We start from the raw sequence: 14,426 nt of genomic DNA on the forward strand, positions 1-14,426 counted from the left end.
GGGGTACGCAATGCGTAAGCAGTGGCTTGGTATCTGCATCGCAGCAGGAATGCTCGCGGCGTGTTCGAATGATGATGGTCAGCAACAGGTTGCTGTCGCGCCGCAGCCTGCGGTGTGTAATGGTCCGATTGTTGAAATCAGCGGGGCCGATCCGCGCTTTGAACCCCTGAACCCAACGGCGAATCAGGACTATCAGCGTGATGGTAAGAGCTACAAAATAGTCCAGGATCCCTCCCGCTTTAGCCAGGCCGGGCTTGCCGCTATTTATGATGCGGAGCCTGGAAGCAATTTAACCGCGTCTGGTGAAGCGTTTGACCCAATGCAGTTGACCGCTGCGCACCCGACGCTGCCGATCCCAAGCTATGCCAGAATCACCAACCTGGCAAACGGCAGGATGATCGTCGTACGCATTAACGATCGCGGCCCTTATGGCAACGATCGCGTCATTTCACTTTCACGTGCCGCCGCAGATCGACTGAACACGTCTAACAACACCAAAGTGCGTATCGACCCTATCATCGTCGCGCAGGATGGTTCATTATCCGGCCCGGGAATGGCCTGCACAACTGTGGCGAAACAAACCTATGCCCTGCCGGCTCGTCCTGATTTAAGCGGTGGCGGCGCGATGTCTTCCGCACCGGATGCGGGTCAGGCGCAAAACGATATCCGCCCTATCAGTAATTCCACGCTGAAAAGCGAGGATACCAGCGGTGCGCCGGTCAACAGCAGTGGTTTCCTCGGCGCGCCGACAACGCTTGCTGCCGGTGTACTTGAAGGCAGCGAACCCACGCCTGCGCCACAGCCTGTAACCGCCGCTCCCGCAGCATCAACTGCCACGGTAACCGCGCCAGCGACCGTTGCCGCGCCAGCTGCTGCGACCAACGGACGCTATGTCGTTCAGGTCGGTGCCGTTAGCGATCAAACCCGTGCGCAGCAGTATCAAAAGCGCTTAAGTCAGCAGTTTGGCGTCCCTGGACGGGTAGTGCAAAACGGCGCGGTATGGCGTATTCAGATGGGGCCATTCGCCAGTAAAACAGAAGCCTCCTCATTACAGCAGCGTCTTCAATCCGAAGCGCAATTACAGTCCTTCATCACCGGCATGTAATAACGTAAACCGGGTATCTGAATTGTCAATTTCCGTAAATGACATTAACAAAGTCACGCGGAAAGTCAGATGCCTGCCCGTTATGCATTTGCTATAGTAGGGCACTTTTTTTAATTTCATCACGGACGTCGTAGTTCAGACCATGAAGACCACTTTTTCCGCTCGTTTCGTGCAGCGTATGGCGCTCACCGCGGCTCTCTGCGCAGCTACTCTCTCTGCTGCCCATGCCGATGACCTGAATATTAAAACCATGATCCCCGGCGTTCCGCAGATCGATGCGGAGTCGTATATCCTGATTGATTACAACTCAGGTAAAGTTCTGGCAGAACAGAATGCTGACACTCGCCGCGACCCCGCCAGCCTGACCAAGATGATGACCAGCTACGTCATCGGCCAGGCAATGAAAGCCGGGAAGTTTAAAGAAACCGATCTGGTCACCGTCGGCAATGACGCATGGGCTACGGGTAACCCGGTCTTTAAAGGTTCATCGCTGATGTTCCTCAAGCCAGGCATGCAGGTTCCTGTCTCTCAGTTGATCCGTGGTATTAACCTGCAGTCCGGGAACGACGCATGTGTGGCGATGGCTGACTTCGCTGCCGGCAGCCAGGATGCTTTCGTCGGCCTGATGAACAGCTATGTGAACGCGCTGGGTCTGAAAAACACCCACTTCCAGACCGTTCATGGTCTTGATGCTGACGGTCAGTACAGTTCAGCCCGCGATATGGCGATGATTGGTCAGGCGCTGATTCGCGATGTACCTAATGAATACTCTATCTATAAAGAAAAAGAGTTCACCTTTAACGGCATTCGTCAGTTAAACCGTAACGGTTTGCTGTGGGATAACAGCCTGAATGTCGACGGTATCAAAACCGGTCACACCGATAAAGCTGGCTATAACCTTGTTGCATCCGCAACCGAAGGCCAGATGCGTCTGATCTCCGCCGTAATGGGTGGCCGCACCTATAAAGGTCGCGAAACCGAAAGCAAAAAACTGCTGACCTGGGGCTTCCGTTTCTTCGAAACCGTCAACCCGCTGAAAGTGGGTAAAGAATTTGCCTCAGAACCCGCCTGGTTTGGTAACACCGATCGCGCATCGTTAGGTGTCGATAAGGATGTCTACCTGACTATACCGCGCGGTCGTATGAAAGATCTGAAAGCAAGTTATGTGCTGAACACCACTGAACTGCACGCGCCGCTGCAGAAAAACCAGGTTGTCGGTACCATCAACTTCCAGCTTGATGGCAAAACCATCGAGCAGCGCCCACTGGTCGTGCTGCAGGAAATCCCGGAAGGCAACTTCTTTGGGAAAATCATTGATTACATTAAATTAATGTTCCATCACTGGTTTGGCTAAAAATCGAACACTTGAAAGTGTGATTTACGTCCCCATATACTAGGTATCCAGATAACTCCCACGCGCTGTGGGAGTTATTATTTTTTGATGTAACGCCGGAGCTGACATGAAAACCAAACTTAACGAACTGCTTGAATTCCCTACTCCATTTACTTACAAAGTAATGGGGCAGGCGTTGCCTGAGCTGGTTGATCAGGTGGTTGAAGTGGTACAGCGCCATGCGCCAGGTGATTACTCTCCGACGGTAAAACCGAGCAGCAAAGGCAACTACCACTCGGTCTCTATCACCATCACTGCTACACACATTGAGCAGGTTGAAACACTGTACGAAGAATTAGGCAATATTGATATCGTACGCATGGTGCTGTAAAAACCTGTCGGTTACCCGCTGCATCCCCGCTCGGGTAACCCCTTCCTCCTGTGATATACTTTTCCCCTCTTTAACATTCTCTACTCTGTGTGAGTATCTACGGAGATGCCGTTTTGTATCAGGATAAAATTCTGGTCCGCCAGCTCGGTCTTCAACCTTACGAGCCAGTCTCTCTGGCCATGCACGAATTTACCGATACCCGCGATGAAAACAGTCATGATGAAATCTGGCTGGTAGAGCATTATCCTGTCTTTACCCAGGGTCAGGCCGGTAAAGCCGAGCATGTACTGATGCCGGGAGATATTCCGGTGATTCAGAGCGATCGCGGCGGTCAGGTGACCTACCACGGACCAGGTCAACAGGTCATGTATGTGCTGTTGAACCTGAAACGCCGCAAACTGGGCGTTCGCGAACTGGTTACGCTGCTGGAGCAAACTGTCGTCAATACCCTTGCGGAAATTGGCATCGACGCCCACCCGCGAGCCGATGCGCCAGGCGTTTATGTCGGTGAGAAGAAAATCTGCTCATTAGGGTTACGTATTCGTAAGGGATGTTCATTTCACGGCTTAGCGCTCAACGTGGATATGGACCTGTCGCCTTTCCTGCGTATCAACCCTTGCGGTTATGCCGGAATGGAGATGGCAAAAGTATCGCAATGGGATAACGCTGCCACGACTGAGAGCATTCGCCCACGCCTGCTGGCCAACATTCTGGCGCTGTTGGGTAACCCACCGCACGAGTACGTTGTGGACTAAAAAGGCTGTCATACTTTGCCACGGCATATGTTGTGGCAAATGACACAAAACAACAACTATTTTACATTTTGCCAGCCTGTCAGGCTGCTTTCTGGCCCGTTTCAATGATATACTGCGTATCACTAATTCAAAAATAGTTGATAAATGCAACATTCCCTTGAATTGAAACGCTTTCCTTCGTAATTCGCAACTGGAACACGCAAGCTATGAGTAAACCCATTGTGATGGAACGCGGTGTTAAATACCGCGATGCCGATAAGATGGCTCTTATCCCGGTTAAAAATGTGGCAACAGAGCGTGAAGCCCTGCTGCGTAAACCGGAATGGATGAAAATAAAACTGCCAGCGGACTCCACCCGTATCCAGGGCATCAAAGCGGCAATGCGCAAAAACGGCCTGCACTCTGTCTGCGAAGAAGCTTCCTGCCCTAACCTGGCTGAATGTTTCAATCACGGAACCGCAACCTTTATGATCCTCGGCGCAATCTGTACTCGCCGTTGCCCATTCTGTGACGTTGCCCATGGCCGTCCGGTTGCGCCTGATGCTAACGAGCCGTTGAAACTGGCTCAGACCATTGCGGACATGGCGCTGCGCTATGTCGTCATTACCTCCGTTGACCGTGACGATCTGCGTGACGGCGGTGCTCAGCACTTTGCTGACTGCATCACCGCTATCCGCGAGAAAAGCCCATCGATTAAAATCGAAACGCTGGTGCCTGACTTCCGTGGTCGTATGGATCGCGCGTTGGATATCCTCACGGCCACGCCGCCGGACGTATTTAACCACAACCTCGAAAACGTACCGCGTATTTACCGTAACGTACGTCCGGGAGCTGACTACAACTGGTCGCTGAAGCTTCTGGAGCGTTTCAAGGAAGCGCACCCGGAGATCCCGACTAAATCGGGTCTGATGGTAGGTCTGGGTGAAACCAATGCCGAAATTATTGAAGTCATGCGCGATCTGCGCAGTCATGGCGTGACCATGCTAACGCTGGGGCAGTATTTGCAGCCGAGCCGCCATCACCTGCCGGTGCAACGCTATGTCAGCCCGGATGAGTTCGACGAGATGAAAGCCGAAGCCATGGCGATGGGCTTTACCCATGCAGCCTGCGGCCCGTTTGTTCGTTCTTCATACCACGCTGATATGCAGGCCAAAGGGCTGGAAGTGAAGTAATCGTGTAATACTCACTTACATATCAGCAATAAAAAAACCGGCAATTTGCCGGTTTTTTTCATACAGAGCACACAGTATGAGCATCATGCTCCTGATATTACTCTTTATGAGAGAGCTTTTCCGCCTGAACGCTACCATCAGCCTCTTTCCTGGCATCGGTATTATCGTCGTTCATCGCTTTCTTAAAGCCCTTAATTGCCGTTCCCAGGTCTCCACCCAGTGTACGTAACTTCTTGGTACCAAACAGCAGAACGACCAGTGCGGCAACCACCAGCAGTTTGGTAATACTAATCTCACCCATAGATACCTTCTTAACTTAAACCAGGCTACATAATGCGCCATATTAACCTGAGAATATTAACGGCCTTTCGACGCGCGCACACAATAGCAATCTGTAACAAGGTGAATCAAGTCTTGTTTAAAAAAACGTCATAATAATTGCGGTGGCGCAAAGCGTCGGTTAATTAACACCGGAAGTTGCGCCCTGACCTGCTTCACCCGCTCTGCTGAAACCTCGGCCATAATCAGCGCCGGCGTTTCTGCCGCTGCGGCAATGGTCACCCCAAAGGGATCGATAACCCGGCTTTGCCCAATGTTCTTATTACCACATTCTCCAGCGGCAATAACATAGCAAGTAGCATCAAGAGCCCTTGCCGCCAACAATGTTGCCCAGTGATGCTCTTTTAGCGCTCCCCGCACCCAGGCGGCAGGTAAAGCGAGAATGTCGGCCCCCTGCAGAGCGTGCGCTAACGCCAGCTCAGGGAAACGCAGGTCATAGCAGGTCATCAACCCTACCTTTAATCCGTCTACGTCCAGCAGCGGCGCTATGGCGTCTCCTGCATCGACATTCCGCGACTCCTGAATCGCAAACGCGTCGTAAAGATGCAATTTTGCATAATGGGCAACAACCCGACCTCCCCGCAACGCCACCAGCATGTTAAAAGCCCGACCTGGCACAGAAGGAACATGAATCGTCAGAATTGTCGTCATCTCATTTTGCGCGCTTTCTCGGAGTAAACGCGTCAGGAACCCACCCTCCAGCAATTGCGCTGACTTCACTGACAGGTCAGGGTCAATATCGTTACGGGCCAGCAACGCCTCCGGTAGTACCAACAACGATACTCCCTCTCCTGCGGCCTGAGACATTAATGAAGCGCAGGTTTCTGCATTCTTTTCCCACGAAGGACCCACGGCAAACTGCCCTGCTGCAACGAACATATTCCCTCCAGAAAAGTTTGTCAGGCTCGCCAACAGTGATTATTCAGCGTTACACTCATCCTATATACAATCAAATAGCAGGATTTAGCAGTGTTACAACTTCTTTTAGCGGTTTTTATCGGTGGTGGTACAGGTAGCGTAGCAAGATGGATGTTGAGCATGCGCTTCAACCCACTGCATCAGGCTATCCCATTCGGTACGCTGGCGGCAAACTTACTTGGCGCGTTTATCATTGGTATGGGTCTGGCGTGGTTTAATCGCATGACAAACATCGATCCAATGTGGAAAGTACTGATTACTACCGGCTTTTGCGGCGGGTTGACAACGTTCTCCACCTTCTCGGCAGAGGTCGTGTTTTTACTTCAGGAAGGACGCTTTGGCTGGGCTATGGTGAATGTGCTGGTTAATCTGCTGGGATCATTTGCGATGACCGCCCTGGCATTCTGGCTGGTTTCTGCCTCTCCCGCACATTAGAGCGAAAAAAACCCGCAATTAAGCGGGTTTTGAATGCTTGCTGTCGTATGCTTACAGAGCGATTACGTTTGCAGCAGAAGGGCCTTTGGCACCGTTAGTGATTTCGAACTCTACGCGCTGACCTTCAGCCAGAGTTTTAAAACCATTGGTCTGGATTGCAGAGAAGTGTACGAACACGTCTTTGCTGCCATCTTCCGGAGTAATGAAACCGAATCCTTTGGACTCATTAAACCACTTAACGTTACCTTTAATCTTAGACATCAAAATTACCTTTACATGAAAAATAGACACAAATGCTGTGTCGGGTATCAGTACAACAATTGTGATGCGCTTTGTCCAGTCGAACTTTATCAAAAAGTGATAAATGTCGCGTTATTTTTCAGTAACCGTTTCCATCCATATGTTTTTAATGGTTTTTTTAAAATCTGACTGACAATACAGGCAGTCCATCAAAACTGGAAGCGTAACCACGCAAAGTAGACGTTACCATTGTTATAGGTTCCTGGAATGTAGGTCATCTGGAACGTTGCCGGACCATAACCGATTGACGCCAGCGGTAACAGCACCGGTACGGGAATGTAGTTCCAGTTATCGCGTGCGGTAAAACCAGCGGTAAAGCCAAGGCCGGTATGGAAGTTTTCATCAGGCAGCGGTCGCCAGGTTTTCTCCCAGCCGTAGCCGCCAATCGGTTCCCATTTATTGTAGGAATCCTTAAAGGCCATAATATAAAGCCCGTGCCAGTTACCTTTATCATCCCAACGGGACTGGCCAAATCCGGCCCCCCAGGGGCGCTCATTGTAGCGATCCGTTTTTTCTTTATCGTAGGCAAAACGGGCATGCCAGGTAATAGCCGGTACATACAGGTCATAATGCTCCGGTTGCTGCCAGGTTTCACTGACATTATCTTTAAACGTGGCAAACCAGCCTTTATCTTCAGCAGCCCCTTGGGGAATGAAAGCTAACTGAATAAAAAGAAATGAAAAAATGAGAAAATATCGTTTAGCGACAATCACAACTTAATTACCATCCTGGAAGTTATTAGCAATTGTAGCAAACTCAACCTTAATGTTAACTTAACAAAAATGCGCAGGTAAAAAATCAGAATATTCTTCGGGCAATACTTATAAGATGATTCCCCCTCAATTTACTGGGCTTTATTACAGGAATAATTTTCTCTTGATTGCTAATAAATTGTTCTTTTCAAACGTGATGGACAAATAAAGAAACAATAATTTAACACTCTCATATCAAAATACACACAACAGCAATGCTGTTTCACAGTTTTTGCCGGGGATATTCTTTTTTAAACCACGATGTTGAAAAAATAGTCAGGCCATCTGTTGAATCCGTATTTTTATTGATTTCAATCAGCAATAGTTATCGGTTTATTAGGCACATTCTGTCACCACTTTTTACTTTTTTTAGTTTTTTTACTTTCCGGGCAGCAATGCGACAGGGGAAACAATGTTGACATTTATTGAACTCCTTATTGGGGTTGTGGTTATTGTGGGTGTAGCGCGCTACATCATCAAAGGTTATTCCGCCACCGGCGTACTGTTTGTTGGCGGTCTGGTTTTGCTGATTATCAGTGCGGTGATGGGACATAAAGTTCTGCCTTCCAGCGCAGCAACGACGGGCTATACTGCTACAGACATTGTTGAATACATTAAAATTCTGCTGATGAGCCGCGGTGGCGATCTCGGCATGATGATTATGATGCTGTGTGGTTTTGCCGCCTACATGACGCATATTGGCGCGAATGATATGGTCGTTAAGCTGGCCTCCAAACCGCTGCAATATATCAACTCACCTTATCTGTTGATGATTGCCGCCTATTTTGTCGCCTGTCTGATGTCGCTGGCAGTCTCGTCAGCTACCGGCCTGGGTGTATTGCTGATGGCAACGCTGTTCCCGGTCATGGTAAACGTTGGAATCAGCCGTGGCGCCGCGGCGGCCATATGTGCCTCCCCCGCTGCAATCATTCTTTCACCGACATCCGGTGATGTGGTGCTGGCGGCAAAAGCCGCAGAAATGCCGTTAATTGATTTCGCGTTTAAAACCACACTGCCAATTTCTATTGCCGCCATCATTGCTATGGCGCTCGCACACTTTTTCTGGCAGCGCTACCTGGATAAAAAAGAGAACATTTCTCACGAAATGTTAGACGTAGCAGAAATCACCACTACCGCGCCGTCGTTTTACGCCATCCTGCCGTTTACACCGATCGTAGGCGTTCTGATTTTTGATGGTAAATGGGGTCCGCAGCTGCACATTATTACTATCCTGGTACTGTGCATGCTCATCGCCGCCGTTCTGGAATTTATTCGTGGATTCAACACTCAAAAGGTGTTTTCAGGTCTGGAAGTCGCTTACCGGGGCATGGCGGACGCCTTTGCTAACGTAGTGATGCTGCTCGTCGCTGCGGGTGTTTTTGCCCAGGGCTTGAGTACCATCGGCTTTATTCAAAGCCTGATTTCTATCGCCACCTCGTTTGGCTCAGCGAGTATTATTCTGATGCTGGTACTGGTGATCCTGACCATGCTGGCGGCAATGACCACGGGTTCCGGTAACGCGCCGTTCTATGCTTTCGTTGAGATGATCCCGAAACTGGCACATTCTTCCGGCATTAACCCGGCTTACCTCGCTATCCCGATGCTTCAGGCCTCCAACCTCGGGCGTACCATTTCCCCAGTCTCCGGCGTCGTTGTGGCTGTGGCTGGGATGGCGAAGATTTCTCCGTTCGAAGTTGTGAAACGTACCTCGGTTCCGGTGCTGGTCGGACTGCTGGTGGTGATTATCGCCACCGAAGTGATGGTACCGGCAACGTCTGCCCTGATTGGCGGTTAACGATACCTGTCAATACCTGACCTTAATACACAAAATCATTTATGCTGCATCGCGGCGGCAAGTAAAGAAATCCCCAGGAGCATAGATAACTATGTGACTGGGGTTTCTGCACGCAGCCAACAAAGAGGCAGCTTAAAGGATGACGTGTATTAGCCGCCGTGATAAATACGCTGCGGTCTACCCACCTTCCCGTGAATAATCTCCGCGATAATCAAATGGCGGCTGGCGCAGTACTCCAGATAACGTCTGGAGGTCGTTCGACTGATGGTGAGCGCCTGGGCGATCGTTTCCGCAGTATGATGTACCGTCGGATCGGCAAATAGCTTCAGCACCGCATTCAGCGTTAACGCATCAATCCCGGTCGGCAAATCGCCTTTCGGCTCGCCGCGCGCATAGGCGTTAAACATTTCATCAATCTGCTTTTGACTGGCGCTGTCATTGCTTGCCAGCATACGTCTGCGCTGTTGATACCGCGTCAGCGTCTGCCCCAACCGCTCGTAAGCGATAGGTTTGACCAGATAATCAAACGCGCCGCTGCGCACGGCCTCGGAGACCGTTTCCATATCGCTAGCCGCCGTGGTAAAGACCACACCGCCCGGATAACGCGCCTGGGTCAGCTCATGCAACAAAGTAATACCCTTACCGTCCGGCAAGTAGTTATCAAGAAGAATCAAACCGGGCTTAAAACGCTCAATCATCATTCTTGCCTGCGCAAGATTACCCGCCAGCCATATCTGGCTGAAGCCGGGTATATGGCGGATATATTCAGCATGCATTTCCGCCAGTAGCGTTTCATCCTCAACGATCAGTAGCGTTAATGGTTCCGTCATTATTTTTTTTCACTTTCGGAAGAAATAAAGAAAATAAGGTGCCGCAAGGGGAGTTATCTTCGAGCGTAATCACCCCGTTACAGCGCCTCACATAACTTGCAATCAGATACAAACCGATGCCATGTTCGCCTGGTTCATCGGTACGGGTGCTTACACCCTGTTCGAATATTTTTTCACGCAATGCTTCCGGCACACCGCATCCCTGATCGGCAACTTCGATGACCACATCATCCCCTTCGTCGCTCAAATAAAGTTCGACGACTTTGTTGCCTTGCTGGGTGCGTAAACTCGCTTCAAATGCATTATCAAGCAGATTGCCAACAATTGCTGCAAACTCTGTGCTATCCAGCCCTTCAGGCAGTTGGCGCAGTTGGCTGCCAGGAACAATGGTCATCGTAAGACCCAGTTCCCGCGCACGTTGCACCTTACCAAATAACAGACCCGCCACCTGACGATCGGCAAAGGCGCCGCGCAGGCTGTCAATCAGTTGTTGCTGTGCCTGTGACTCGCCCTGAACCATAGCCAGCACCCGGTCATACTCTTTCATTTGCAGCAGGCCATTGATAGTCGACATCCAGTTCAGGTGCTCATGACGCAGCGTTCTCAGGCTCTCAACATACTGTTTGATTTGCGTTAATTGCGCATTAAGGGTAGCAATTTCATCTTTACTACGAAAACTGATAATGGCGCCGAGCAGTTCGTCACCGGAGCGAATCGCCTCACGGTTGGCGATAACGCTCAACCCATTAAAATTAACCATCGCATCCTGGCGTTGTTCCGCAATCTGCTGGGTGAAAAAGTCCGCTGGCTGAACGACTTCATTTACCGGTTTGCCCAGCCACTTTCTGCCCGGCGATGACAGCCCCAGCATTTTCCTCGCACTGCGGTTTATCGCAGTGATATATCCGTCAGGATCCACGGCAATCAACCCTTCATACACCGAGCTGAACAGCGCTTCCTGCTGACGCACCACCCGCGCGATTTGTTTAGGCTCCATCCCCAACATCTGCCGACGAATATGGGCAGCAAAAAACCAGGAGAGCAGCATAAGTACCAACAACAGCAGGATAAATACCCCAGCCATTGGCAGTAAGAAATCCGATCGCCAGCTATCAATTTTACTGATCAGATAGCCAATTGAGACCACGCCAATGATTTTGCCATCGTCATCAAAGATAGGGGTTTTGGCGCGCATTGCCATCCCAATAGATCCTTTGCCGGTAATAAAGTAGCTCTCACCTTTTTCCAGCGCGCCAGGCTTGGTGAACTGCATCGGGTAACCAATTTTTTCCGGGTTCGGATGATAAAGACGAATAGAGTGGGTATCTCCAATCACCACATAATCGAAATCAGTCCCGCTCTGTAGTTTGTCGGCAATAGTCGCCAGACGCTTGTAATCACGATGCTTCACCGCCGTGATGATGCTGTCATTAGAGGCGATGATTTTGGCCTGGTTCATTGCCATATCGCGGACATGAGTCGTCAGATAATCTTCAAAACTGGCGGTAAAGTATTGTGCTAACGCTGCGATAATAAGAACAGAAACGACCAGAATGAGCAGAAAAATGCGTAACGGAAACGCCAGACTGCGAAAAAAAGGAAACCGTGTTTTATTTTTCTGTTCTGCCATAAATTTTCCTCACCGACGTTACCGAAACTTATTTTCTATTGTAGTTGTAATAAAAATGTTTTATTTAAAAGTGACGATATAAAACAGGATCGTTGCAGATTCCCCACCTTAAATCAATTAAACAAATTAAAACCACGCGCTATTTCCGGGTTAAATTAATTAAAAAACTTAAAACCATAAAACACATTAAAACCTTCTAACTTATTGTGAAATAAATCAAAAATTACCTCCAAAATACTCCTTACGATGTATGCAGCAGGGAAAAAAAGAAATACTCCGTAATAAAAAACCATTCCCTTCAATTGCAAACAAAACGTTATCAGGTTGCTAATCAGAGCAACAAAAACAGAAACCCAGTAACAAATATAGCATCGGGGCTCTATTTACTATGTTCGGTAATAATATATTCACGAAAGTTAAACGCTCAGAAAATAAAAAGATGGCGGCTATCGCGCAATTTCTGAAAGAGAATGATCTGAGCGTTGATACCACCGTCGAAGTATTTATCACCGTCACCCGTGACGATCGCCTGATTGCCTGTGGCGGTATCGCCGGAAATATCATTAAGTGCGTCGCGATTTGTGAGTCCGTGCGCGGTGAAGGCCTGGCGCTGACGCTGGCGACAGAACTCATCAACCTCGCCTATGAGCGCCACTGTACGCACCTCTTCATCTATACCAAAACCGAGTACGAATCGCTGTTTAAACAGTGCGGCTTTTCCACACTCACCAGCGTGCCCGGCATTATGGTGTTGATGGAAAACAGCACCACGCGGCTGAAACGCTACGCCGAATCGCTGGCAAAACAGCGTCATGAAGGGAAAAAAATTGGCTGTATCGTCATGAACGCCAACCCCTTCACCAACGGTCATCGTTTTCTGATCCAACAGGCGGCCGCGCAATGTGACTGGCTGCATCTGTTTTTGGTGAAAGAAGATACCTCGCGTTTTCCGTATGAAGACCGACTGGATCTGGTACTTAAAGGGACAAAAGACATTCCGCGTTTAACCGTGCATCGCGGTTCGGAATACATCATTTCCCGCGCCACGTTCCCGTGCTACTTCATCAAAGAGCAGAGCGTTATTAACCACTGCTACACCGAAATAGACCTGAAAATCTTCCGCCAGTACCTGGCCCCGGCTCTCGGCGTTACGCACCGTTTCGTGGGTACCGAGCCGTATTGCACCGTCACCTCCCAGTACAACAACGATATGCGTTACTGGCTGGAGACCCCAACGCTTCCCGCCCCACCGATTGAACTGGTGGAAATTGAGCGGCTGTGCTTCCAGGAGATGCCGATTTCCGCCTCCTGGGTGCGCAAGCTGCTGGTTAAAAAAGATCTCACGGCTATCGCATCCCTGGTTCCTGACGCCACGCTGCGCTATCTGCAAAGCATGGTTGAACGAGCCTCATCGGGTGCGGCAGTCCGCCAAAATACCCCCGCATTAGCAACAGGTGAAAAATGAAAATAAACCAGGCAGCCGTCGCAGGCACACTCGAGTCCGGTGATGTGATGATTCGCATCGCTCCACTCGATTCGCAGGATATTGACCTGCAGGTTAACAGTAGCGTCGAAAAGCAGTTCGGTGATGCCATTCGGGCCACCATTCTGGACGTACTGTCCCGCTACAACGTACGCGGTGTGCAATTAAATGTTGATGATAAAGGCGCACTGGACTGCATTTTACGTGCGCGACTGGAAGCACTACTGGCCCGCGCTGGCGGTATTCCGGCACTGCCATGGGAGGATTGCCAGTGATTGCCGAATCTTTACAACAACGTAAAACCCGTACCCGCCGTAGCATGTTGTTCGTACCGGGCGCCAATGCCGCCATGGTCAGCAACTCGTTTATCTACCCGGCTGATGCGCTGATGTTCGACCTGGAAGACTCCGTCGCGCTGCGTGAAAAAGATACCGCCCGCCGCATGGTGTACCACGCGCTGCAACATCCGCTGTATCACGACGTAGAAACCATCGTGCGCGTAAACGCCCTCGACTCCGAATGGGGCATCAATGACCTCGAAGCCGTTGTGCGCGGCGGCGCCGACATCGTGCGTTTACCGAAAACCGATACCGCACAGGATGTCATCGACATCGAAAGCGAAATCTTGCGCATCGAAAACGCCTGTGGTCGCGAACCCGGCAGCACCGGTCTGTTAGCCGCTATCGAATCGCCGTTAGGCATTACCCGCGCGGTAGAAATCGCCCACGCTTCCGAGCGCCTGATTGGTATTGCACTGGGTGCTGAAGATTATGTGCGTAACCTGCGCACTGAACGTTCCCCGGAAGGGACTGAACTGCTGTTTGCCCGCTGCTCTATTTTGCAGGCTGCGCGCTCTGCCGGTATTCAGGCATTCGATACCGTCTATTCCGATGCCAACAACGAAGCAGGTTTCCTGCACGAAGCCTCACACATCAAGCAACTGGGTTTTGACGGCAAATCGCTGATCAACCCTCGCCAGATTGAACTTCTGCATAACCTCTATGCCCCGACGCGCAAAGAGCTGGCTCATGCCCGTCTGGTGGTGGAAGCCGCTGAAGCTGCAGCCCGCGAAGGTCGTGGCGTGGTTTCCCTGAACGGCAAGATGGTCGACAGCCCGGTTATCGAGCGCGCCCTTCTGGTTATCTCCCGTGCAGAACTTTCCGGCATTCGCGAAGAATAAGGCAAAAA

16 protein-coding genes are annotated in these 14,426 nt (G+C 50.4%); 10 read left to right on the forward strand and 6 right to left on the reverse strand.

Annotated elements, in window-relative coordinates:
- Positions 1-10 precede the first annotated feature (10 nt).
- The 5 genes from rlpA (at position 11) to lipA (ending at position 4,756) form a co-directional block, all read left to right on the forward strand.
- Entirely contained in the window at positions 11-1,105 is a 1,095-nt protein-coding gene (gene rlpA / locus M4I31_RS16410) for an endolytic peptidoglycan transglycosylase RlpA (protein ID WP_085047520.1), read from the forward strand.
- 142 nt (positions 1,106-1,247) lie between these two features.
- Positions 1,248-2,459: a D-alanyl-D-alanine carboxypeptidase DacA gene (gene dacA / locus M4I31_RS16415; protein ID WP_038638745.1), complete on the forward strand. Its 1,212-nt coding sequence runs from the start codon at positions 1,248-1,250 to the stop codon at positions 2,457-2,459.
- A 106-nt stretch (positions 2,460-2,565) separates the two neighbouring features.
- Positions 2,566-2,829, forward strand: coding sequence for a DUF493 family protein YbeD (gene ybeD, locus M4I31_RS16420; protein ID WP_003022706.1), 264 nt, complete (start codon positions 2,566-2,568; stop codon positions 2,827-2,829).
- Positions 2,830-2,942: 113 nt separating this feature from the next.
- Positions 2,943-3,584: a lipoyl(octanoyl) transferase LipB gene (gene lipB / locus M4I31_RS16425; RefSeq protein WP_085047521.1), complete on the forward strand. Its 642-nt coding sequence runs from the start codon at positions 2,943-2,945 to the stop codon at positions 3,582-3,584.
- Between the two features lie 206 nt (positions 3,585-3,790).
- The gene (lipA, locus tag M4I31_RS16430) at positions 3,791-4,756 is read left to right on the forward strand and encodes a lipoyl synthase (protein ID WP_003022702.1); all 966 of its coding nucleotides are present in this window, start codon (positions 3,791-3,793) and stop codon (positions 4,754-4,756) included.
- A 97-nt stretch (positions 4,757-4,853) separates the two neighbouring features.
- On the opposite strand, the gene tatE is transcribed toward lipA, so the two are convergent.
- Together tatE and M4I31_RS16440 are read right to left on the reverse strand one after the other, a co-directional pair.
- Positions 4,854-5,057 (reverse strand): twin-arginine translocase subunit TatE, encoded by a 204-nt coding sequence (tatE, locus tag M4I31_RS16435; protein WP_038638735.1) that lies wholly within the window; start codon positions 5,055-5,057, stop codon positions 4,854-4,856.
- A 128-nt stretch (positions 5,058-5,185) separates the two neighbouring features.
- Positions 5,186-5,974 (reverse strand): deaminated glutathione amidase, encoded by a 789-nt coding sequence (locus tag M4I31_RS16440; protein WP_038638732.1) that lies wholly within the window; start codon positions 5,972-5,974, stop codon positions 5,186-5,188.
- Positions 5,975-6,064: 90 nt separating this feature from the next.
- On the opposite strand from M4I31_RS16440, the gene crcB reads away from it, so the two are divergent.
- Positions 6,065-6,448 carry a fluoride efflux transporter CrcB gene (gene crcB / locus M4I31_RS16445; RefSeq protein WP_003831281.1) on the forward strand — a complete coding sequence of 128 codons (384 nt, stop codon included), beginning with the start codon at positions 6,065-6,067 and terminating at the stop codon, positions 6,446-6,448.
- 51 nt (positions 6,449-6,499) lie between these two features.
- On the opposite strand, the gene cspE is transcribed toward crcB, so the two are convergent.
- The gene (cspE, locus tag M4I31_RS16450) at positions 6,500-6,709 is read right to left on the reverse strand and encodes a transcription antiterminator/RNA stability regulator CspE (protein WP_000034825.1); all 210 of its coding nucleotides are present in this window, start codon (positions 6,707-6,709) and stop codon (positions 6,500-6,502) included.
- Positions 6,710-6,897: 188 nt separating this feature from the next.
- On the reverse strand, positions 6,898-7,461 hold the full coding sequence (gene pagP / locus M4I31_RS16455) for a lipid IV(A) palmitoyltransferase PagP (protein ID WP_038638726.1): 564 nt from the start codon (positions 7,459-7,461) through the stop codon (positions 6,898-6,900).
- 451 nt (positions 7,462-7,912) lie between these two features.
- Between pagP and dcuC the strand changes: the two genes are divergently transcribed.
- Positions 7,913-9,295 carry an anaerobic C4-dicarboxylate transporter DcuC gene (gene dcuC / locus M4I31_RS16460; RefSeq protein ID WP_085047522.1) on the forward strand — a complete coding sequence of 461 codons (1,383 nt, stop codon included), beginning with the start codon at positions 7,913-7,915 and terminating at the stop codon, positions 9,293-9,295.
- A 149-nt stretch (positions 9,296-9,444) separates the two neighbouring features.
- On the opposite strand, the gene dpiA is transcribed toward dcuC, so the two are convergent.
- Both dpiA and dpiB read right to left on the reverse strand, forming a co-directional pair.
- A complete protein-coding gene (gene dpiA / locus M4I31_RS16465; RefSeq protein ID WP_085047523.1) occupies positions 9,445-10,125 on the reverse strand; it encodes a two-component response regulator DpiA in 681 nt (226 codons plus the stop codon).
- Complete coding sequence (gene dpiB / locus M4I31_RS16470) at positions 10,094-11,755, reverse strand: sensor histidine kinase DpiB (RefSeq protein WP_038638721.1); 1,662 nt, start codon at positions 11,753-11,755, stop codon at positions 10,094-10,096. The genes dpiA and dpiB overlap by 32 nt, the downstream gene beginning before the upstream one ends.
- Before the next feature lie 388 nt (positions 11,756-12,143).
- Between dpiB and citC the strand changes: the two genes are divergently transcribed.
- The 3 genes from citC to M4I31_RS16485 are packed head-to-tail and all read left to right on the forward strand — an operon-like array spanning position 12,144 to position 14,418.
- A complete protein-coding gene (gene citC, locus M4I31_RS16475) occupies positions 12,144-13,220 on the forward strand; it encodes a [citrate (pro-3S)-lyase] ligase (protein WP_085047524.1) in 1,077 nt (358 codons plus the stop codon).
- Positions 13,217-13,513 carry a citrate lyase acyl carrier protein gene (gene citD / locus M4I31_RS16480; protein WP_003831276.1) on the forward strand — a complete coding sequence of 99 codons (297 nt, stop codon included), beginning with the start codon at positions 13,217-13,219 and terminating at the stop codon, positions 13,511-13,513. The genes citC and citD overlap by 4 nt, the downstream gene beginning before the upstream one ends.
- Positions 13,510-14,418, forward strand: coding sequence for an aldolase/citrate lyase family protein (locus tag M4I31_RS16485; RefSeq protein ID WP_069323153.1), 909 nt, complete (start codon positions 13,510-13,512; stop codon positions 14,416-14,418). The genes citD and M4I31_RS16485 overlap by 4 nt, the downstream gene beginning before the upstream one ends.
- The last annotated feature ends 8 nt before the right edge of the window (positions 14,419-14,426 follow it).

The organism is Citrobacter sp. XT1-2-2, assembly GCF_023516235.1.
GTDB lineage: Bacteria > Pseudomonadota > Gammaproteobacteria > Enterobacterales > Enterobacteriaceae > Citrobacter > Citrobacter werkmanii.

Bases quoted from the DNA above. Each gene is read 5' to 3' on its own strand.
- rlpA (WP_085047520.1), top strand. From the start codon at position 11: ATGCGTAAGCAGTGGCTTGGTATCTGCATCGCAGCAGGAATGCTCGCG.
- dacA (WP_038638745.1), top strand. From the start codon at position 1,248: ATGAAGACCACTTTTTCCGCTCGTTTCGTGCAGCGTATGGCGCTCACC.
- ybeD (WP_003022706.1), top strand. From the start codon at position 2,566: ATGAAAACCAAACTTAACGAACTGCTTGAATTCCCTACTCCATTTACT.
- lipA (WP_003022702.1), top strand. From the start codon at position 3,791: ATGAGTAAACCCATTGTGATGGAACGCGGTGTTAAATACCGCGATGCC.
- tatE (WP_038638735.1), bottom strand. From the start codon at position 5,057: ATGGGTGAGATTAGTATTACCAAACTGCTGGTGGTTGCCGCACTGGTC.
- M4I31_RS16440 (WP_038638732.1), bottom strand. From the start codon at position 5,974: ATGTTCGTTGCAGCAGGGCAGTTTGCCGTGGGTCCTTCGTGGGAAAAG.
- cspE (WP_000034825.1), bottom strand. From the start codon at position 6,709: ATGTCTAAGATTAAAGGTAACGTTAAGTGGTTTAATGAGTCCAAAGGA.
- dcuC (WP_085047522.1), top strand. From the start codon at position 7,913: ATGTTGACATTTATTGAACTCCTTATTGGGGTTGTGGTTATTGTGGGT.
- dpiA (WP_085047523.1), bottom strand. From the start codon at position 10,125: ATGACGGAACCATTAACGCTACTGATCGTTGAGGATGAAACGCTACTG.
- dpiB (WP_038638721.1), bottom strand. From the start codon at position 11,755: ATGGCAGAACAGAAAAATAAAACACGGTTTCCTTTTTTTCGCAGTCTG.
- citC (WP_085047524.1), top strand. From the start codon at position 12,144: ATGTTCGGTAATAATATATTCACGAAAGTTAAACGCTCAGAAAATAAA.
- citD (WP_003831276.1), top strand. From the start codon at position 13,217: ATGAAAATAAACCAGGCAGCCGTCGCAGGCACACTCGAGTCCGGTGAT.